Here is a 17,807-nt window from a genome sequence, read left to right on the forward strand (position 1 = left end):
ACGACCTCCTCGGTCAGTTGCGCAGGAACGCCAGCACGGCGAGGACGCGCCGGTTGTCGTCGGCTCCCGCCTGGAGCCCCAACTTGCCGAACAGCGAGCGCACATAGGCCTCGACCGTCTTCGGGCTCAGGTACAGGCGCTGGCAGATGGCCTGGTTCGAACGGCCCTCCGCCATGAGCTCCAGCACCTGTCGCTCGCGCTCGGAGAGGTCGTCGAGGGGGCTGCGCTCGCGGCGCCGCCCGACGAGCTGCGCGACGACCGCCGGATCGACGACCACCCCGCCCGCGGCCACCCGCCGCACCGCGTCACCCAGCTCGTCGACGTCGGCCACCCGCTCCTTGAGCAGGTACCCGGCGCCGCGGGCCCCGGACTCGATCAGCTGCAGCGCGAAGTGCGGCTCGACGTGCGCGGACAGCACCAGCACCCCCACGTCCGGGTGTGATCCGGCCAGCGCGTGCGCGGCGTCGAGGCCCTCGGTGGTGTGCGTGGGCGGCATCCGGATGTCGACGACGACGGCGTCGGGCGGGTCGTCGGCCACCCGCTCCAGGAGGCTCTGCGCGTCACCGACCGCGGCCACGACGTCGAAGCCGCTGTCGGCCAGTACCCGCGCGATGCCCTCACGGAAGAGCGCCGCGTCGTCGGCCACCATCACCCGCACGATCCACCTCCAGCTCGGTCACGCCGACCGTCACGCCGACCGTGGCAGCACCCGGCGCAACGCCTCGCCCGACAGCTCGGACTTGGGGATGAACCCGCAGACCGGGCTCTGGGCGATGCGGCCGCCGTAGTCACCCCGGGACCGGCTGGAGACCAGCACGACCGCCGGGGGATCGTCCTCCTCGGCCAGCGCGACCGCCACGGCGAAACCGTCGAGATCGGGCAGCTGGACGTCGAGCAGCACCACGTCGGGCCGCACCTCCCGCACGGCTGCGATGGCTTCCACGCCGCCGCCGGCCTCTCCGACGACGGCGAACCCGTCGGCGACGAGCAGCAGGCGCGCCATCGACCGGAACGATTCGTGGTCGTCCACGATCAGCACCCGCACGTCCATGCCGTCGATGCTGGCACCGCGCCGCGGCGCCGACCACGGGGCAAACCCTCGTGCAGGAACGGGGTCCGGCCCGTACCGCGCCGCCCCGCGCGCAGCGATCGTCTCCCCGGCACACCCTCTCCAGCCCTCGTCGAGGAGGACTCCATGTCGACGGTCATCGCCTGGACCCGCGCGCACCGGCTCACCGCGTTCTTCGGGCTCACCTTCCTGATCAGCTGGGCACCGTTCCCGTTCTGGGCGCTCGGGCTCTTCCCCGGCGCCCTGTTCCCGATCGGCCCGCTCGCCGCCGCGCTCATCGTGATCGGCCTCGCGGAAGGGCGGGCCGGCTACCGCGCGCTCGGCGCCCGGCTGGTCCGATGGCGGGTCGGGTGGCGGTGGGTCGCCGTCGCGGCGCTGACGCCGCTCGCCGTGCTCGCGCTGGCGTCGCTCGCCAACGTCGCCGTCTTCGGGGCGCCTGCTCCGGTGCTCGCGGAGCTGGCGTGGGGTGCGCTCGCGCTCAACTTCGCGGTGCGCTGGGTCGACGTCATGGACGGCCCCGCCGGCGAGGAGCCGGGCTACCGCGGGTACGCCGTGCCGCTGCTCCAGATCGGGCGCACCCCTGCCGCGGCGGCCGCCGTGCTCGGCGCGATCGTGGCCGTCTGGCACGTGCCGCTCGTCGTCGCCGGGCAGCTCCCGCTCCTCGGCATCGCCGTGACCGTCGTGATCACGGTGGTCTACGTGTGGCTGTTCGACCACACCGGGGGCAGCGTGCTGATGACGATGCTGTTCCACGTGCTGCAGGGCACGGTGTCGTCGGCGGCGCTCGGGTTCGTCGCCGCCGACGCGGCCAGGATGGACGTGCTCACCGGGACCCTGTGGGCGCTGCTCGCGGCCGCGATCCTCGCGTTCGACCGCAGCATGTGGCGTCCGGCGCCTGCCGCAGCGACCGCCGACCGGCGGCGGGAGCCCGTTGCGGCCTGACCGGAACAGCCGGATCGGCGCCGATCAGCGGTGCCGCTCCGGCTGCGGACTCTCTACAGTCGACGCCCCCGCGCGAGGAGCCGCCGATGGCGTACGAGGTTCCGCTGCGGACCGCGGCGCCGGTCGCGCAGCGGTCCACATCCTTGTCGATGTGGTCGTGGGCGGGTTTGTGGGTCCTGGTGCTGGCGGCCGAAGCCGCGGCGCTGGCGCCCGTCATCGCGGGCGCGGAGGTGCCGCCGATCGGGGTCGTCTACCGGCTCGTCGGCGGGTCGTTCGCCGCATGCGGACTGGTGGCGTGGCGGCGGCGGCCCGACAGCCGCAGCGGGCCGCTCATGCTGCTCACGGGCGCGGCATTCCTGCTGGGTCCGCTCATCGGGCTGATCCAGCACCCGGTGGCGGACCTGATCAGGAACTGGTTCGCCGACCTGTGGTTCCTCTTCTTCCTGCCGCTGCTGCTCACGCTGCGCACCGGCGGCCGGCTGCGGCACCGCGCCGACCGGGTGCTGGTGGCGGTCGTCGCCGTCGAGGTGTTCGTGCTGGCGCCGGCCTACCTCGTGGTCGCCGAGAGCGATCCGCCGACCGCGGCGGTGGTGGACGCGGCGCAGCGCATCCTCTTCGCCGGCGTCTCGCTCGCGACGGCCGTCGTCCTGGCCGTGCGGTACCGCAGGGCAACGCGTCCGGGGCGCCGCGCACTGCTCCCCAGCCTGGCCGGGGTGGCGTGCCTGCTCCTCTACGTCGCGCTGCTCGTGATCGACCTGCTGCTCGGCAGCTCACGCAGCTCGCCGCTGGCCGTGGCGGTGTCCTGGGTCGCGGCGATCTCGATCGTGACGGTGCCGCTGGCCTTCCTCGCCGAACTGCTGCGCTCGCGGCTCGCGCGCGGTGAGCTCGCCGGGCTGCTCCAGGAACTCCGTTCGGCGGGGCCGGCGCAGCTGCAGGGCGCCCTCTCCAGGGCGCTCGGCGACCCGCTGCTGACGATCGCGCACCGGCGCGACGACGGAACGTTCCTCGACGCCCACGGGGCCGCGGTCCCCCTGCCGCCGCCCGACGACGACCGGTCGGCCCTCCTGCTGGAACGCGCCGGCGAGCCGGTCGCGGCGCTGATCCACGACCGCGCGCTCGACGACGACCCGGACCTCGTGGCCGCGGTCGGCGCAGCGGCGACCATCGCGCTGGAGAACCGGCACCTGCAGTCGGAGGTCGAGGCGAAGCTCGCCGAGCTGCAGGCCTCCCGCGAGCGGATCATCTCCGCCGCCGACGCCGAGCGTCGCCGCATCGAGCGCAACCTCCACGACGGGGCCCAGCAGCGCCTGGTCACGCTCGCCCTGCAGCTCTCGCTCATCCGGCGCAGCATCCGCGCCCACCCGGCCGACGCCGAGGAGCTGGTGGCCGCGGCGGGCGACGAGCTCGCCCGTTCGCTGGAGGAGCTGCGCGAGCTGGCCCGCGGCATCCATCCCGCCGCGCTCGAGCACGGGCTGGACGTGGCGCTGGATGCGCTCGCGATGCGCGCCGCCGTCCCCACCGAGGTCGCGGCCGACCCGGGGCCGCGGCTGCCAGAGCCGATCGAGTTCGCGATCTACCTCGTGGCCTCGGAGGCGCTCACGAACGTGGCGCGCTACGCCGCGGCGTCCAGCGCCACCGTGACGCTGCGCCGCGAACCTGCGCGGGCCACCGTCGAGATCGCCGACGACGGGTGCGGCGGAGCCGATCCGGCGCTCGGCACCGGACTGCGGGGTCTGGCCGACCGCGTCGAAGCCCTGGGCGGGCAGCTGCGGATCACCTCGCCGAAAGGCGCCGGCACGGTCGTCACGGCCGCCTTCCCGCTCCACCAGCAGGCGTGATGCAGGGACAACCCTGCCCCGGGAACGGGGACGACCTGCTGGTGGGGCCGGCGCGATCGGCGAACCGTGAGCGGCATGACCACCACACAGACCGTTCCCCGTCCCGCTGCCACCCGCGGCCGCACCATCGGGATCGTCATCGGCGTCGCCGTACTGCTGGCGAGCGTCGCCGTCGGCGTGTTCCTCGGTGCCCGGCACCGCGCGGTCACCACGACCTCGTTCGACGGCGTGCGCGAGATCGTCCTCGACGTCGATCAGGGAAGTGTCGCGCTCGCCCGTGCCCCGGGCGCGACCTCCGAGGTCACCGTCTCCCGCGAGTGGCGCTCCGCGGAGCCCCGCACGAGCGCCGCCGTCGTCGACGGCGTGCTGCGGATCAGCGCCCGGTGCATGGACGGCAGCTGCGCCACGGCGTACGACGTCACCGTCCCGGCCGGGGCGACCGTGCGGCTCGGTGTGGGCGCCGGCTCGGTCCAGGCCGTGGGTCTCGACGTGCACGGTTTCGCGGCGGGGATCGGCACCGGCTCCGTGTCGGCCACGTTCGCGGTACCGCCGGACCGGGTCGCGATGCGCGCCGGGGTCGGCTCGCTGCTGGTCGGGGTGCCCCCCGCCGACTACGACGTGGACGCCCGCGCGACCGCCGGGATGGCCGACGTCCGGGTCGTGGACGTCCCCGGGGCAGCGCGCACGCTGCGCGTCGAGGCCGGTTCGGGCACCGTGCAGGTGGCGGTCGCGGGATGACGACGGCGACCGCACGAGGTGCCCGGTGACGGCGGTGGACGGGCTCGACGTCGTCGTCTCCGGGGCGGGCATCGGCGGCATGACGGCTGCGGTGCTGCTGGCGAGGGCCGGTGCCACCGTGACGCTGCTCGAGCGGGTCGCCGAGGTGCGGGCCGTGGGCGCCGGGATCCTGCTGCAGCCCAACGGCCTGGCGGTGCTGACCGGTGCCGGCCTCGACGGCCCGGTGCGCGCCGCGGGCCGGCTCGTCGGGTCGGTCGTCGTGCGCGGCCCGGCCGGGGAGCCGATCAGCGAGTTCGCCGTCCCGGAGTTCGGTCCCGGTCTCGACCACCACGTGGCCGTGCGGCGGAGCGTGCTGCACGGCGTCCTGCTCGACGCCGTGCACGCCGAGCCGCGGATCACGCTCCAGCTCGCGACCCCGGTCGTCGCGGCCGACCGGCGCGGTGTCGTCCGCACCGGCTCGGGCGCGGTGCTGTCGTGCGACCTGGTCGTCGGAGCCGACGGGGCGCGGTCCGCGGTCCGCGACGAGATCGCGTTCGGCGCGCGGGTCCGCACGTCGCGGGAGGTCTACGTGCGCGGGCTGGTGCCGCTGCCGGACGGGGCCGCGGCCGGCGAGGTGTGGACACCGCTGGGGATCTTCGGCGGCGCACCGGTCGACGCGCAGACCCACTACTTCTACCTGTCGGCCACCGCGCCGGCGGTCCGCGATGCCGTGGCCGCGCGTGATCTGGATGCCCTCCGCCGGGCGTGGACCGCGCAGCTGCCCGCGGCCGCACGCGTGCTCGACGCCGTCGGTTCGTTCGACGAGCTGCTGGTCAACGACGTGCCGCTGGTGCGGTGTGCGCGGTTCCACGACGGCCGCCGAGTGCTGGTCGGCGACGCGGCGCACGCGCTGGCCCCGACGTCCGGGCAGGGCGCCAACAGCGCGCTCGTCGATGCCGCCGTGCTGGTGGCCGCCCTCGCCGCCGCCCCGACGGCGGACGCCGCCCTCGCCCGCTACACGGCGCGCCGGCGACGTGCCGTCCTCGCCGTCGCCACCCGGGCCGACCTGCTCACCCGCATGGCGCACCTGCGTTCCCCGCGCACCCGCGCGGTGCGCGACAGGCTGCTGCGCGCGCTCGGGACGCTGCCGGGTGCGGGTGAGCGAGCGGTGCGCGCCCTGCAGCAGGAGGACCCGGTCCGGCTGCGCGCGCTCACCGCCCGCATCGCCGGATGACCGGCGGGATGTGGACCTGCCCATCCTGCGCGCGGACGTTCGCCGCGGCCGGGCCGGTGCACACCTGCCGGCCCCTCGGCGACCTCGACGCCCACTTCGCGCGGTCCGAGCCGCAGGTGCGGGCGGCGTTCGACGAGGTGGTCGCCGCGGTGCGGGCGCTCGGCCCGGTCGAGGTGCTGCCGCAGACCAGCCGGATCGCGCTGCACGTCCGGATGAGCTTCGCCGCCTTCACCGTGCGCCGCCGGTGGCTCGACGGGCACGTCGTGCTCGGCGAGCGGGTCGAGCACCCGCGGTTCACCCGGATCGAGGAGTTCTCCCGGCACAACGTCCTGCACGCCTTCCGGCTGCACGGCCCGGCCGAGGTCGACGCCGACGTGCGGTCCTGGCTCGCGGCCGCCTACCGGATCGGCCGCCAGGAGCACCGGAGCTGATCAGCGCCGCCACCGCGCGGCAGCTTCGGTGAGCTCGGCGGTGACGCGGGGCAGCAGGGCCCAGCCGCCCACCATCACGGCCGCGGCACCGATCCCGGCGGCGGCGCCGACGGTCGCCCCGGCCGGCACCAGGTGCAGGAACGCCAGGCAGCACTGGACCCGGAGCCCGGTGAGGGCGATCGCCAGACCCCCGTCGCCACGGGTGGCGAGCCAGGCCCCGGCCCCGGCCGCGACCACTGCCAGCAGCGACGCGGCGGCGAGGGCGAAGAGCGTCCACGCCGTGGCCCGCCCGTCCGACCGCGGTGCGGTGGCCTGCCCGAACGCCAGCACGGCGAGGAGCACGTTCCAGCCCACGAGCACGACGAGTGCCGGCGCGACGAGACCGGTCGTCCGCGACGGGGCAACGGCGAGAGGGGTCATGCCCGCGACGATCAGCGTCACCCGTGATCGGTTGGGGATGGAGGGCCCGGCAGTTGAGGGTCCGGGCTTTCGGCGCCCAGGCGGCCCCTCGCGGCGTTGCCGCCCTTGCGAAGACGCCCGGTCTGCGCTGCGGGCGGCGCCTTGCGAGGAACCACCTGGACACCGAAAGCCGCACGAACCCTCAACTGCCGGACCCTCCTCGTTCAGCCCGGGAGCCGGACCTGCAGGTGCGCGCCCGGCGGCCCGTCCACCACAGCCGCCGTCCCGCCGTGCCGGACCGCGATGTCGCGCACGATGGCGAGCCCGAGCCCCGACCCGCCGGAGTCGCGGGCCCGCGCCTCGTCGAGTCGGGTGAAGCGGTCGAAGACGGCCTCCTGCTGCGCGACCGGGATGCCCGGCCCGTCGTCGAGGACGTCGAGCACGGCGCCGTCGTCGGTCGGGGTCAGCCGCACCTCCACCGTGGAGGTGGCGTGCCGCACCGCGTTGTCGACGAGGTTGGCCACGAGCCGCCGCAGCTGCTCGGCCGATCCGCGCACGACGACGCCCTCGGCGACCGCGAGCACGACCGCCACATCGGACCTGGTCCGCAGCTGCACGGCCTCCTCGGCAGCCAGCTGGGACAGGTCGACGTCGGCGGACTCCGGCGGCTCGCCGGCGTCGAGGCGGGCGAGCAGCAGCAGATCGGCGGAGAGGCGCTGGATGCGCTCGACGTCGGCGAGTGCCTCGCCGCGCAGCTCGGGGCCCGGTGCCGGGTCGATCTCCAGCCGGGTGCGCAGCACGGCGAGCGGGCTGCGCAGCTCGTGCGCGGCGTCGGCGACGAACCGCTGGTGGCGGCCGACGGCCTGTTCCAGGCGGTCGAGCGTCGCGTTGGTGGTGGCGGCCAGGGCCGCGATCTCGTCGCCGCCGCGCGGCACGGGCACCCGCCGGTGCAGGTCGGTCGCGGTGATGTCGGCCAGCTCCCGGCGGATCGCCGCCACCGGGCGCAAGGCCCGTCCGACCGCCGCCCACGTCAGGCCCGCCACCAGCAGCAGCAGCGCCGGGATGCCCGGCAGCAGCACCGCCCACAGGGTGTCGCGGGCCGCCTCGGCGGGCAGCAGCGACGCCCGCGACGTCACGAGCACCGGACCCTCCTCGGTCACCACGCCCTGCCGGGCGACGACGAAGTCGGTGGTCTCCCACGACGGCACTCCCTGCGCTGCCTGCCCGACGCTCACGCCGGGCGCGGGCGCGGCCGGCGGCAACGGCACCACCGTGATGTCGGGGTCGCTCACGAGCCGCGGGCTCGGTTCCGTCAGCTGGGCGGCCGTCACCGCGGCGCGGCGGCCGGCGTCGAGCTCGGCGCTCTGCCGCAAGCTGTCGCCGAGCACCCCGTCGAGCACCGCCGCCGCCACGACCAGCGCGACGGCGACGACCGCGGTCGCGGCCAGCGTCGCCCGCACCTGCAGCGAGAGCCTGCCGGCCATCTCAACCCTCCAACCGGTAGCCCGCACCCCGCACGGTCACCAGCGACGTGCGCCCGAACGGCGCGTCGATCTTGCGGCGCAGCGCGCTCACGTACACCTCGACGATGTTGGGGTCGCCGTCGAACGCGAAGTCCCACGCCTGCGCGAGCAGCTCCTGCTTGGACACCACCTCGCCGGGGCGGCGGGCCAGGCTGTGCAGCACCGCGAACTCCTTCGGGGTGAGCGAGATGGCGACCTCGCCGCGGCGGCAGCGCAGCCCGGCCGGGTCCAGCACCAGGTCCCCGACGACGACCGACACCGGCCGCGCCCCCGAGCCGCGCCGCACGAGCGCGCGCAACCGCGCCAGCAGCACCGAGTAGGCGAACGGCTTCGACAGGAAGTCGTCGGCGCCCGTGTCGAGGGCCTCGGTCTCGTCGTGCACGCCGTCCTTGGCGGTGAGCATGAGGATCGGCATCCACCGCTCCGCCTCGCGCAGCCGGGCGCACACCGTGTAGCCGTTCATCCTGGGCAGCATCACGTCGAGCACGACGACGTCGTAGTCGTGCTCGGTGGCGAGCCACAGCCCGTCGCGGCCGTCGTGGGCGACGTCGACGGCGAACCCCTCCGCCGTGAGGCCCTTGGTGAGCAGCTCGGTCAGCCGCACCTCGTCGTCCACCACGAGAACCCGCATGTCGATCAGTGTCCGGGACGGGGCTGAGACCAACCTGAAGACCGGTTCGGCGACGTTCAGCGTCGGCTCAGCATGATCGCGGGACCGTCTGCGGCGTCCGATCCACTTCGACAGAGGAGCCATCGTGCGTCTGCGCACCATCCCGTACGCCGCCGGCACCGCGGTCGCCGCCATCGGCGCCACGCTGCTGCTCAGCGGCTCGGCCTCCGCGGCGCCGGCCGGGGACGACCGCGACCCGGCCCCGCCCGGCCCCATCCTGACCGTCTGCTCGCTCGAGGACGGCGCGCCACCGCCGGCCGGTGAGCCGCGGTTCGTGCCGCGATCCGGTGCGGAGCCGCACGGGTACCGGCACCCGGGCACCCCGAAGGGGCCGGAGGTCGACTGCCCGGACGAGGTCGGGGTCGGCACCTGCGAGGCCGTGCCCGCCAAACCGGTCAAGCCGGCCGAACCGGGGGCGGACGTGCTGGTGCCCGCCAAGCCGGCCGAACCGGGGGCGGACGTCCTGGTGCCCGCGCCCGGCGAGCCCGGCACGCACGTGGAGCGCCGGGACGGGTCGGGCGACACGTTCGTGATCACCTGCGAGGGGCCCGGAGCCGTGCGCGTCGTGCCGCGGCGCTGACCGCCTGCCCGTACCCGCGACCGATCGCTGGGGAGCATCGCGCGGGACGGGTCTCGCGGGGCCGCGCCGGAGGATGGGGCTCCCGGCGCGGCCCTGCACGTCACACGCCGTGGGCGGCGCACACCTCGTCGATGCCGGTGAGCAGCTCGGCGCGCAGCTGCGGCGAGCAGAACGCCGCCCGCGCACCAGCCCGGGCGATGTCGGCGAGCTGCGCGGGGGACAGACCCAGCACTTCGTGCGCCACCCGGTACTCGGTGTCGAGGTCGGTGTCGAACATGCCCGGGTCGTCCGTGGCCAGCGTGACGGGCACGCCGGCCGCGACGATCCGGGGCAGCGGGTGCTCGGCCAGGCTGGGCACGGCCGCGGTGCGCACGTTCGACATCGGGCACACCTCGAGCGTGATGCCCCGCTCCGCGAGCACGTCGAGCAGCGCGGGATCGGTGGCCGCACCGATGCCGTGCCCGACGCGCTCGGCCCCGAGGTCGCGGACCGCCGCCCACACCTCCTCGGGCCCCACCGTCTCGCCGGCGTGCGGCAGGCAGTGCAGCCCGGCGTCGCGGGCGCGGGCGAACAGCGGGGCGTAGTCGGCGCGGCGGACGCCGATCTCCGCGCCGCCCAGCCCGAGTCCCACCGTGCCGGGCGGGCGGTGCTGCACCGCGAACTCGAGCGTCTGCTCCAGGCCGGGGAGGCCGAGCGCGGTGTCGCCGTCGAAGATCCACCCGAGCTCGACGCCGTGCTTCGCGGCGGCCAGCTCGCGCCCGTCGGCCAGCGCCTGCGCGAGGTCGTCGAAGGAGATGCCGGAGCCGAGGTTGCGCACCGGCGTCACCTGGATCTCGGCGTAGCGGACGTTGCGCGTGGCCAGCTCCGCTGCGGCGCCGTCCAGCAGGGTGACGACGTCGGCGCCCGTGGTGACCAGCCGGTTCACCGCGAAGTAGACGTCGAGGAAGTGCGGGAAGTCGCGGAACGCGTAGAAGCGCCGCAGCTCGTCGCGGTCGGTGGGCACCCCGCGCTCGGGGTGCCGGCGGGCCAGCGTGAGGACGGTGTCGAGGGAGGCGGAGCCGACCAGGTGCAGGTGCAGCTCGACCTTGGGCAGGGCAGCGGTGAACGCCGCCACGTCGGTGGTGGGCACGAGAGGACCTTCCGGAAGCGGGACGGGACGAACGGGCGGTGTGCCCGCTCACCAGTCCGCGTCGGTGCGGTCGTAGCAGGTGCCGTAGAGCGGTCGGCGCAGCAGCTCCGCGCGCCGCAGCTCGAACCGGTCCACGGGTCGATCACAGCCTGACCCGGCCGACCTCGTCAAGGGCGTTCCGCTCGGCGCGCGAGCCGGCGCGCGACCAGCCGACGCTCCACCGGCCCCAGGTCGTCGACGAGCGCGACGAGCGCTTCCAGCTGGCCCAACGCGTCGGGGGTCGCCCCGATCGCCCCGAACAGCGACAGCCCCGCGAACGCCGCCGTGACGGTCTGCGCGGTCGCCACCGGGTCCAGCAGACCGGCCAGCGGCGACTGGGGCAGCACGCGCCGCAGCGCGGTCTCGACCTCGGTCGCCCACAGTCCCAACGCCGCGGCGGTGCCTTCGGCGAGTGCGGGACTGGTCTGGGCGCCGGCGAGCAGCTGGGCGAGGACCATCGCGGCGCCGTGGGCCTCCTCCTCGGCCCACAGCGCCCGGCCGGCGGCGAGCAGCTCACCCAGCGTGGTGACGGCCGCGAACCGGGCCCGGTAGCGGCCCACCCGTTGCTCGGTGGTGCGCCGGGCGGCCTCGGCGAGCAGCGCGTCCACCGTGTCGAAGTGGTAGAAGATCAGGGCCTGGTTCACGCCGGCCGTCCGCGCGATGCTGCGCGCCGACGTCCCGCCGAGACCTTCCGCGCGGACGGTGTCGATGGCCCCGTCGAGGAGCTTGCGGCGGGTGTCGGCAGCGCTCACGGGTCGATCATGCCCCTGACGCGCGGCGGGGGCGACGCAGGCAGCGGCGGGCTGCCGGGGTGAGTGGTGACGGCGGCAGCAGAACCACGACGAGGGCGGTCGCCACCGCCGCCACCCGCCCGCACCGGGCCGCGGCCAGCCCGACCGCCGCGACCCGCACCCCGGCGTCGGCCAGCGCGTTGCGCAGCGCCTGCTCCGGGGTGATCCCGCGCTCCACCCACAGGCGGAGCCGGTCGAACGCCCACGCGGTGCGCCAGCCCATGAGGGGGCGGAAGGCGCGGTCCGCAGCGCGGCCCGCGATGCCCCAGCGAACCTCGTAGTCGCGGGCGGTGTGGGACGGTGCCTCGCCCGTGGACTCGGCGCGCAGCAACGACAGCAGGTGCGGCGAGCGGAACCGCAGCAGGGACCCGGCACATCCGTCGGCCCGGCGCTCGGCGTCGAGGTCGGGGACCTCGACCCCGGGCAGCACGCGCACGGCGTGGCGGAGCTGCCCGGGAGCGGCCGGTTCGATCGTGGTGAAGCGCAGGTCCCAGCGCCGGTGCTGGCGGGGGTCCTGGCTGCGGGCCCAGAGCGTGGGCAGGTCGCCGCGCACCGTCGTCTCGACGTAGATCCGCCGGTTTGAGCGGGCGCTCAACATGGGGCGGAGCGTAGCGTGCGATTGAGCGGCCGCTCAAGAGTGCGGGGTCAGCGGCGCTGCAGCGCCCGCACGTCCTCCACCACGGCCTTCGCCCGCTCGCGGATGCCGCGCAGCTCCGTGAGGTAGAGCCAGTAGTCCGGGTGCACCCCGGTGAGCCGTTCCTGCGCGTGCTCCAGGCGCACCGCCTGCGCGTCGAGGATCGGTCCGAACCGGGCCACCAACCCGCGGTCGACGACGAGCCGCTGCGCGTCGCGGAGCACGAACCGGGTGCTCGCGGCCTCCTTCGTCGGGTCGGCCTTCACCTCGCGCAGCTGGGTCAACCGGTCGGTGGCCGCCTGTGCCCGTTCCTCGGCACGGCCCAGCTCGGCGCGGGCCCTGGCCACCGCGTCGGCGGCGTCGTCCCAGTCGCCGGAGCCGGCCAGCCGCTCGGCGTCACCCAGTGCCGTGCCTGCCGCGGCCACCGCGGCCCGCGCCACCCGCTCCGCGTCGACGAGGTCGCGGGAGCACGGCTCGGAGAACTCGCGGCGCAGGGCCGACAGTGCCGGCTCGATCCGCTCGATCTTCGTGGTGGCCGCCTCCCGGCGGGTGCTGACGCTGCGCAGCGCCGAGCGCACCGCCGACGCCGTGTTCGGCGCCTCCGCTGCGAGGCTCGCCGCCGCCCGGGCCAGTTCCACCGTGCGCTGCGCCGCGCTGCTGCGCTCGCGCAGGCCGGGCGCCGTGTCGATGCCGCTCTCCGCCCGGACGGCCTCGACGAGCTTCTCCGCGGCCCGCCGCGACGGGAACCCGGCCGCCTCCGCCGCGCTGACCGCCTTGTCGGCGTCGACGAGCGCCACCCTGGCCAGCTGGATCGACTGCGGCAGGTTGCGGATCAGCATGTCCGCCTCGTCGATCTGCCGGGAGTGCTGCGACCGGAAGCGCGTGATGGCCTGCCGGGCCGCCTGGATCTCGCGCAGCGCCTGCTCGTCGGCCGCCTTCGCCCCGCGCAGCGACACGCTGCCGTCGAGCGGGAACTGCTGCGTGGCCGCCAGGTACGCCTCGGTGGCCCGGTCGCACTGCGCCGAGACCTGCTCCCACTGCGGCCACAGCCGCGCCCCGCCGGCCAGCTCGTCGGCCGCCCGCACCGCCTCCGCCGCCGCGCGCTGCTCGTCGTCGAGGGCGAGGAAGCCCTGGGTGGCGGCGTTGCGTGCGGCGAACGTGGCTTCGTCGGGCACGGGGGACGGTCGGTCGTTGCGTCGGAACAACGCGCCTCCTCCCGCTCCGCCCGGCTCTCCCTGAACGTTACCCGGACGGGCATGCTCTGGGGCGTGCTGCGCGCCCTCGCGACCCTCCTGCTCCTCCTGCTGGCGGGCTGCGGCGCACCGCCCGCCGGCTCGGACCGCACCCTCACCACGAACACCGCCGACGGCGACCGGACGGCGCTCGTGCACCGGCCCGCCACCGCCCGGCCGGGCGCACCGCTCGTCGTCGTGATGCACGGAGCGCGGGGCACCGGCGCCACCGCCCGCAGCCGGTTCGGCTGGGACGCCCTCGCGGACGAGGAGGGGTTCGTCGTCGCCTACCCGGACGGCCTCGACCGCACCTGGAACGCCGGCACGTGCTGCGGCACGTCCGCGGCACGCGGCGTCGACGACGTCGGGTACCTGCACGGTCTGGTGGCCCGGCTGGCCGCCGAGGAGGGCATCGACCTGCACCGGGTGATCGCGGCCGGCTTCTCCAACGGCGCGATGATGGCCTACGCGTGGGCCTGCGCGCGGCCGGGTGACCTCGCCGGCATCGGGCCTGTCGCCGGCCAGCTGCTCGTCCCCTGCGCGCAGCCCGGACCGCTCCCCGTCGTCGCGGTGCACGGGCTGGCCGACGACCGGGTCCGCGTCACCGACCCACCGCCCGGCCAGCCCACCGCCCAGCAGAGCATCGCGCCGTTCCGGGCGGGCTGCGCCGAACCGCCCGCCGTCGACCGCGACGCGCCGGCCACGATCACGACGTGGACCTGCCCCGGCGGGCGGACGGTGACCCTCGACCTGATCGACGGGTTCGGCCACGCCTGGCCCGACGACGCCGCCGAGTTCCTGTGGGCCCGGCTCCGCCCCTAACGCTCGCCGCGGGCGTGCGCCCGCAGCCGCTCGGCCCACGACCGCGCCACCGGCGGTGCGCCGACCTCGGCGAACCACCGCCCGTCCCGCTCGACGACGGGGTACGTGCGGAGCCGGTACTGCGGGGTGGTCGCGCACGCGCCCGTCGCCAGGTCGAAGCGGTACCAGTGCCACGGGCACACCAGCGTGCCGCCGTCGCGCACCCAGCCCTGCGCGAGCGGACCCTTGTTGTGCGGGCACACCGCGTCCGTGACGCGGAACTCGACGCCGGACTCGTCGCCCACCCGGAAGACGGCCAGCTCCCGCCCGTCGTCCGCGCGCACCGTCCAGGCGGGCGCGTCGCGCGGATCGAGCGGGACGAGCGTCATCTGCGTCCGGAGGCCCGCAGCTCGGCCAGCGTCTCGCCGCCGGCGAACCACAGCTCCGGCTCGCACTCGGTGAGCACCACCCGGATCGACTCCCGCTTCGCCCCGATCGCCTGCTCGGCGGCGTCGGTGAGGGCCTGGCCGAGCGCCCGCAGCTGCTCCGGCGTGCGGCCCTTCGCCAGCGTGACCTGGATCAACGGCATGCGGTTCTCCTCGTGACGCTCAGACGCAGCCCAGCTCGACGGTGCCGAGCCGGTCGATCGACGCGACCACCACGTCGCCGGGGCCCACCGGTACGGCTGCCGTGAGCCCGCCGGAGAGGACCACGTCACCTGCCCGCAGCCCGTCCCCGTCGGCTGCCATGGTGCGCACCATCCACGCGACCGCGGCAGCGGGATGCCCGAGCGAGGCGGCGCCCGACGCGGTCGCCACGACCTCGCCGTTCTTCTCCAGCACCACGCCCACCAGCCGCAGGTCGATGCCCGCCGCCGGCACCGGGGTACCGACGACGAACCGACCGGCCGAGGTGTTGTCGGCCACCACGTCGGCCATCGTGAACCGGTAGTCGCGGTAGCGCGAGTCCAGCACCTCGATGCCGACGGCCACCCCGGACGTCGCGGCGAGCACGTCGGTCGCCGTGACGTGCGGGCCGGAGAGGTCGCGCCCCATCACGAAGACGATCTCGGGCTCGCAGCGCGGCTGGATGCAGGTCGCGGTGTCCAGCGGCTCGCCGAGGTCCAGCGCCGACGCTGCGGGGAGGAACCCGAACACCGGGCTCGACACGCCGACCTGCGCCTGCTTGGCGCGGCTGGTGACGCCGAGCTTCCAGCCCGCCAGCGGGCCCGCCGCCTCGCGGAGCACCCGTTGCACCGCGTAGCCGCCGGCGAGGTCGAGGTCGGGGACGTCGGTGGAGAGCTGCTCGATGGCCGTGCGGTCCGCGACGGCCTTCTGCAGCCGCGTCGCGAGCTCCTGGATGTCCATCAGGCCCCCACTCGGATCGTGATCGGGCCGAGCCGGTCGAACTCGGCCCGGAAGACGTCGCCAGGGGTCAGCGGCACCGCCGCGTGCAGGGCGCCCGTCATCACGACCTGGCCCGGCTCCAGCGCCACGCCGTTCTCGCCGAGCACGTTGGCCAGCCACGCGACGACGGCGATCGGGTCGCCCAACGCGGCGGCGCCGGCGCCGGTGTCGACCAGCTCCCCGTTGCGCGTGAAGGTCATGCCGATCAGCCGGGTGTCCAGCACTCCGTCGATCCCTGACAGCGGCACCACCCGGCTGGACAGCGCCAGCGCGCCGTTCGAGGCCAGGTCGGCGACGGTGTCGGCGAGCTTGATCCGCCAGTCCGCGATCCGCGAGTCGACGATCTCCATGCCGGCGACCGCACCGGCGATGGCCGCGGACGCCTGCGTGACCGTCACGCCCGGGCCCTGCAGCCGCTCGCGCATCACGAACACGATCTCGGCCTCGACCTTGGGGGCGATGAACTCCCCGAGCGGGATCGTGTCGCCGTCGCGGTACACGGTGGAGGCGAGCACCGGTCCGTGGTCGGGGGAGTCGACGCCCACCATCTTCTGCATCGGCTTGCTGGTCAGCCCCACCTTGCGGCCGATGATCGTGTCGCCGTCGGCGAGCAGCAGCTTGATCAGCTCCTGCTGCACGGCGTAGCCGTCGGCCATCCCCAACGTCGGATCGGCGTCGGTGAACGGTGCGATCGGCACGCGGGTGCGGCGGGCGTCGTAGAGGGCGCGGGCGAGCGCCGGCGCATCGGAGACGGTCACCGCCCGATCCTGGCGCGCGGGGCGCGGTCGGTCACCACGGACGTTCCGGTGAGCGGAACATGCCCGGCCTCCGGGCTCCACCCCAGCCGCCGGCTGACGGCCTCGCCCGCCTCCACGAGCGCTGCGGCCAGCCGGTCCCGGGGCACGGCGCGGAACCGCGCGAGCGGCGCCCCGATGCTCACGGCGGCGACCACCTCGCCGGACGCGTCCCGGATCGGAGCGGCGATGCTCGCCACCCCGATCTCCCGCTCGTTGACCGCGTCGGCCCACCCGCGCTTGCGCACGACGGCGAGCGCGGCGCGCAGCACATCCGGGTCGACGACGGTGTGCGTGGTGAACCGGGGGAGCGGCGCGGCGGTCAGCACCTTCTCCCGGTCCGGCTCGGCCAGGTGGGCCAGCAGCACCTTGCCGGAGCTGGTGGCGTGCGCCGGGACCCGCCGTCCGGTCTCGGTGAACAGGCGCAGCGAGTAGGCGCTCTCCAGGCGGTCGACGTACACCACCTCGCCGCCGTCGAGGATCCCGACCTGCGACGACTCGCCCGTCTGCTCGCGCAGGTGCGCCAGCACCGGCCCGGCCGCGGCGTGCAGCTCCTGGTGCACGGCCACGGCCGCGCCGAGCTCGAACACGACGAGCCCGAGCCGGTACCCGCCCGTCCGCGGGTCCTGCTCGACCAGCCCTTCGGCGACGAGCGTGGTGAGCAGCCGGTGCACCGTCGACTTGCCCAGCCCGAGCTGCCGCGCCAGCTCGGACACCCCGATCGGGCCGCCGGTGTGCCGGAACGCCTTGAGCAGCCGCGCCGCGTTGCGGACCGTGGAGAGCGTCGCGTCGGTCACCGGCATGGCCTCCGGTCCTGGTCGGATCGGGCCGTCACAGCGGCTGCTCCGGCGTCCAGCCCGTCCGGCCGCCGACCGCCTCCAGCAGGGCCTTGCGGATCGCCACCGGGTCGGGGTCGGCCGCCGTCACCAGCTCGTCGAGCGACCGGTTGTGCGGCACGATCGCCTTGGCCAGCAGTGCCGACGCGTGCGGCAGCCCGGCGGTCGTCGCGCCGATCAGCTCGTCGACGAGCCGTTCGCGTCCGCGGACGCGGCTGCGGATCGTCTCGAAGTCGCGCGCGGCGGCCGAGTCGCCCGCGGCCAGCCCCGACCCGACGTGGCCGGCGTGGTGCGCGCTGAGCCCTGACCCTGGCTGGGCCACGACGTGGTAGACGGTGGTGGCGACGCCCAGCGCCTGGCGGACCTCGGCGTAGGCGGGCCCGGCAGACTCGTCGACGGTGCCCAGAGCGGGCGTGACGACGGGGTCGTAGAACCGCAGCGACCAGGCGAGGCCGGGCAGCTCTCCCGTCAGCTCGACCTCCTGCCCGCGCAGCGGCCCGAGCCCTTCCCGGGTGGCGAGCAGGTGGAGGTTGCGGGCCCCGACGGCGGCCACCGTGAGCGGTCCGCCGGTCAGGAGCGGCATCCGGCCGCGCACCGCCGGCGGGAACGTGTCGGCCTGGGCGAGGTAGGCCGAGTGCAGCGCGGTCACGTAGCTCGCGACGGCGGCGCGCATCTCCTCGGGTCCCGGCATCGCGTCTCCGATCGGCGTTCCGATATGCGGAACGAGCAGTCTTTCATCTGG

General features: G+C 75.5%; 23 protein-coding genes. 7 read left to right on the forward strand and 16 right to left on the reverse strand.

Annotated features, from left to right (window positions below; all coding sequences use genetic code 11):
• Positions 1 to 13 precede the first annotated feature (13 nt).
• Both ACQEVB_RS37900 and ACQEVB_RS37905 read right to left on the reverse strand, forming a co-directional pair.
• Positions 14 to 658, reverse strand: coding sequence for a response regulator transcription factor (locus tag ACQEVB_RS37900; RefSeq protein WP_432983720.1), 645 nt, complete (start codon positions 656 to 658; stop codon positions 14 to 16).
• 30 nt (positions 659 to 688) lie between these two features.
• A complete protein-coding gene (locus ACQEVB_RS37905; RefSeq protein ID WP_432983723.1) occupies positions 689 to 1,051 on the reverse strand; it encodes a response regulator in 363 nt (120 codons plus the stop codon).
• Between the two features lie 144 nt (positions 1,052 to 1,195).
• Between ACQEVB_RS37905 and ACQEVB_RS37910 the strand changes: the two genes are divergently transcribed.
• The 5 genes from ACQEVB_RS37910 (at position 1,196) to ACQEVB_RS37930 (ending at position 6,231) form a co-directional block, all read left to right on the forward strand.
• Complete coding sequence (locus tag ACQEVB_RS37910; protein WP_432983726.1) at positions 1,196 to 2,011, forward strand: CPBP family glutamic-type intramembrane protease; 816 nt, start codon at positions 1,196 to 1,198, stop codon at positions 2,009 to 2,011.
• A gap of 86 nt (positions 2,012 to 2,097) precedes the next feature.
• A complete protein-coding gene (locus ACQEVB_RS37915) occupies positions 2,098 to 3,849 on the forward strand; it encodes a sensor histidine kinase (RefSeq protein ID WP_432983729.1) in 1,752 nt (583 codons plus the stop codon).
• A gap of 75 nt (positions 3,850 to 3,924) precedes the next feature.
• A complete protein-coding gene (locus ACQEVB_RS37920; protein ID WP_432983732.1) occupies positions 3,925 to 4,587 on the forward strand; it encodes a hypothetical protein in 663 nt (220 codons plus the stop codon).
• Positions 4,588 to 4,612: 25 nt separating this feature from the next.
• Positions 4,613 to 5,800, forward strand: a complete 1,188-nt coding sequence (locus ACQEVB_RS37925) for an FAD-dependent oxidoreductase (protein WP_432983735.1) — start codon at positions 4,613 to 4,615, stop codon at positions 5,798 to 5,800.
• The gene (locus ACQEVB_RS37930; RefSeq protein ID WP_432983738.1) at positions 5,797 to 6,231 is read left to right on the forward strand and encodes a DUF5655 domain-containing protein; all 435 of its coding nucleotides are present in this window, start codon (positions 5,797 to 5,799) and stop codon (positions 6,229 to 6,231) included. The genes ACQEVB_RS37925 and ACQEVB_RS37930 overlap by 4 nt, the downstream gene beginning before the upstream one ends.
• Here the strand turns inward: ACQEVB_RS37930 and ACQEVB_RS37935 are convergent, their stop codons facing one another.
• From ACQEVB_RS37935 to ACQEVB_RS37945, 3 genes are all read right to left on the reverse strand, one after another.
• On the reverse strand, positions 6,232 to 6,651 hold the full coding sequence (locus tag ACQEVB_RS37935) for a hypothetical protein (RefSeq protein ID WP_432983741.1): 420 nt from the start codon (positions 6,649 to 6,651) through the stop codon (positions 6,232 to 6,234).
• A gap of 203 nt (positions 6,652 to 6,854) precedes the next feature.
• A complete protein-coding gene (locus ACQEVB_RS37940; RefSeq protein ID WP_432983744.1) occupies positions 6,855 to 8,114 on the reverse strand; it encodes a sensor histidine kinase in 1,260 nt (419 codons plus the stop codon).
• 1 nt (position 8,115) lies between these two features.
• Positions 8,116 to 8,784: a response regulator transcription factor gene (locus ACQEVB_RS37945; protein WP_432983747.1), complete on the reverse strand. Its 669-nt coding sequence runs from the start codon at positions 8,782 to 8,784 to the stop codon at positions 8,116 to 8,118.
• 124 nt (positions 8,785 to 8,908) lie between these two features.
• Here ACQEVB_RS37945 and ACQEVB_RS37950 point away from each other — a divergent pair, with 124 nt between their 5' ends.
• Entirely contained in the window at positions 8,909 to 9,403 is a 495-nt protein-coding gene (locus ACQEVB_RS37950) for a hypothetical protein (protein WP_432983750.1), read from the forward strand.
• Between the two features lie 100 nt (positions 9,404 to 9,503).
• On the opposite strand, the gene add is transcribed toward ACQEVB_RS37950, so the two are convergent.
• Genes add through ACQEVB_RS37975 form a run of 5 tightly spaced genes read right to left on the reverse strand, consistent with a single transcriptional unit; the run spans position 9,504 to position 13,171 of the window.
• Positions 9,504 to 10,532, reverse strand: coding sequence for an adenosine deaminase (add, locus tag ACQEVB_RS37955; RefSeq protein ID WP_432983753.1), 1,029 nt, complete (start codon positions 10,530 to 10,532; stop codon positions 9,504 to 9,506).
• Positions 10,533 to 10,580: 48 nt separating this feature from the next.
• Positions 10,581 to 10,703, reverse strand: a complete 123-nt coding sequence (locus ACQEVB_RS37960) for a hypothetical protein (protein ID WP_432983756.1) — start codon at positions 10,701 to 10,703, stop codon at positions 10,581 to 10,583.
• A complete protein-coding gene (locus tag ACQEVB_RS37965) occupies positions 10,700 to 11,323 on the reverse strand; it encodes a TetR/AcrR family transcriptional regulator (protein WP_432983759.1) in 624 nt (207 codons plus the stop codon). Before ACQEVB_RS37965 ends, ACQEVB_RS37960 begins: the two co-directional genes overlap by 4 nt.
• A 7-nt stretch (positions 11,324 to 11,330) precedes the next feature.
• On the reverse strand, positions 11,331 to 11,960 hold the full coding sequence (locus ACQEVB_RS37970) for a hypothetical protein (protein WP_432983762.1): 630 nt from the start codon (positions 11,958 to 11,960) through the stop codon (positions 11,331 to 11,333).
• Positions 11,961 to 12,007: 47 nt separating this feature from the next.
• Entirely contained in the window at positions 12,008 to 13,171 is a 1,164-nt protein-coding gene (locus ACQEVB_RS37975; protein ID WP_432983765.1) for a hypothetical protein, read from the reverse strand.
• 81 nt (positions 13,172 to 13,252) lie between these two features.
• Between ACQEVB_RS37975 and ACQEVB_RS37980 the strand changes: the two genes are divergently transcribed.
• Positions 13,253 to 14,050, forward strand: coding sequence for an alpha/beta hydrolase family esterase (locus tag ACQEVB_RS37980; protein ID WP_432983768.1), 798 nt, complete (start codon positions 13,253 to 13,255; stop codon positions 14,048 to 14,050).
• Here the strand turns inward: ACQEVB_RS37980 and ACQEVB_RS37985 are convergent.
• The 6 genes from ACQEVB_RS37985 to ACQEVB_RS38010 are packed head-to-tail and all read right to left on the reverse strand — an operon-like array spanning position 14,047 to position 17,756.
• Positions 14,047 to 14,418: a Rieske (2Fe-2S) protein gene (locus ACQEVB_RS37985; protein WP_432983771.1), complete on the reverse strand. Its 372-nt coding sequence runs from the start codon at positions 14,416 to 14,418 to the stop codon at positions 14,047 to 14,049. The genes ACQEVB_RS37980 and ACQEVB_RS37985 overlap by 4 nt on opposite strands.
• The gene (locus ACQEVB_RS37990) at positions 14,415 to 14,618 is read right to left on the reverse strand and encodes a tautomerase family protein (protein WP_432983774.1); all 204 of its coding nucleotides are present in this window, start codon (positions 14,616 to 14,618) and stop codon (positions 14,415 to 14,417) included. Before ACQEVB_RS37990 ends, ACQEVB_RS37985 begins: the two co-directional genes overlap by 4 nt.
• Positions 14,619 to 14,637: 19 nt before the next feature.
• Positions 14,638 to 15,396 (reverse strand): 2-keto-4-pentenoate hydratase, encoded by a 759-nt coding sequence (locus ACQEVB_RS37995; protein WP_432983777.1) that lies wholly within the window; start codon positions 15,394 to 15,396, stop codon positions 14,638 to 14,640.
• Positions 15,396 to 16,193: a 2-keto-4-pentenoate hydratase gene (locus ACQEVB_RS38000; protein WP_432983780.1), complete on the reverse strand. Its 798-nt coding sequence runs from the start codon at positions 16,191 to 16,193 to the stop codon at positions 15,396 to 15,398. Before ACQEVB_RS38000 ends, ACQEVB_RS37995 begins: the two co-directional genes overlap by 1 nt.
• Positions 16,190 to 17,032 (reverse strand): IclR family transcriptional regulator, encoded by an 843-nt coding sequence (locus ACQEVB_RS38005; protein WP_432983783.1) that lies wholly within the window; start codon positions 17,030 to 17,032, stop codon positions 16,190 to 16,192. The genes ACQEVB_RS38000 and ACQEVB_RS38005 overlap by 4 nt, the downstream gene beginning before the upstream one ends.
• 28 nt (positions 17,033 to 17,060) lie before the next feature.
• Positions 17,061 to 17,756, reverse strand: coding sequence for a hypothetical protein (locus ACQEVB_RS38010; RefSeq protein WP_432983786.1), 696 nt, complete (start codon positions 17,754 to 17,756; stop codon positions 17,061 to 17,063).
• Positions 17,757 to 17,807: the final 51 nt, after the last annotated feature.

It is taken from the genome of Pseudonocardia sp. CA-107938, assembly GCF_050936315.1.
In the GTDB taxonomy this organism is placed as follows: Bacteria; Actinomycetota; Actinomycetes; order Mycobacteriales; family Pseudonocardiaceae; genus Pseudonocardia.

Coding starts and splice junctions, on each gene's coding strand:
- ACQEVB_RS37905 (WP_432983723.1), bottom strand. CDS start 1,051: ATGGACGTGCGGGTGCTGATCGTGGACGACCACGAATCGTTCCGGTCG.
- ACQEVB_RS37910 (WP_432983726.1), top strand. CDS start 1,196: ATGTCGACGGTCATCGCCTGGACCCGCGCGCACCGGCTCACCGCGTTC.
- ACQEVB_RS37915 (WP_432983729.1), top strand. CDS start 2,098: ATGGCGTACGAGGTTCCGCTGCGGACCGCGGCGCCGGTCGCGCAGCGG.
- ACQEVB_RS37920 (WP_432983732.1), top strand. CDS start 3,925: ATGACCACCACACAGACCGTTCCCCGTCCCGCTGCCACCCGCGGCCGC.
- ACQEVB_RS37930 (WP_432983738.1), top strand. CDS start 5,797: ATGACCGGCGGGATGTGGACCTGCCCATCCTGCGCGCGGACGTTCGCC.
- ACQEVB_RS37935 (WP_432983741.1), bottom strand. CDS start 6,651: ATGACCCCTCTCGCCGTTGCCCCGTCGCGGACGACCGGTCTCGTCGCG.
- ACQEVB_RS37940 (WP_432983744.1), bottom strand. CDS start 8,114: ATGGCCGGCAGGCTCTCGCTGCAGGTGCGGGCGACGCTGGCCGCGACC.
- ACQEVB_RS37945 (WP_432983747.1), bottom strand. CDS start 8,784: ATGCGGGTTCTCGTGGTGGACGACGAGGTGCGGCTGACCGAGCTGCTC.
- ACQEVB_RS37970 (WP_432983762.1), bottom strand. CDS start 11,960: ATGTTGAGCGCCCGCTCAAACCGGCGGATCTACGTCGAGACGACGGTG.
- ACQEVB_RS37980 (WP_432983768.1), top strand. CDS start 13,253: ATGCTCTGGGGCGTGCTGCGCGCCCTCGCGACCCTCCTGCTCCTCCTG.
- ACQEVB_RS37985 (WP_432983771.1), bottom strand. CDS start 14,418: ATGACGCTCGTCCCGCTCGATCCGCGCGACGCGCCCGCCTGGACGGTG.
- ACQEVB_RS37990 (WP_432983774.1), bottom strand. CDS start 14,618: ATGCCGTTGATCCAGGTCACGCTGGCGAAGGGCCGCACGCCGGAGCAG.
- ACQEVB_RS37995 (WP_432983777.1), bottom strand. CDS start 15,396: ATGGACATCCAGGAGCTCGCGACGCGGCTGCAGAAGGCCGTCGCGGAC.
- ACQEVB_RS38005 (WP_432983783.1), bottom strand. CDS start 17,032: ATGCCGGTGACCGACGCGACGCTCTCCACGGTCCGCAACGCGGCGCGG.
- ACQEVB_RS38010 (WP_432983786.1), bottom strand. CDS start 17,756: ATGCCGGGACCCGAGGAGATGCGCGCCGCCGTCGCGAGCTACGTGACC.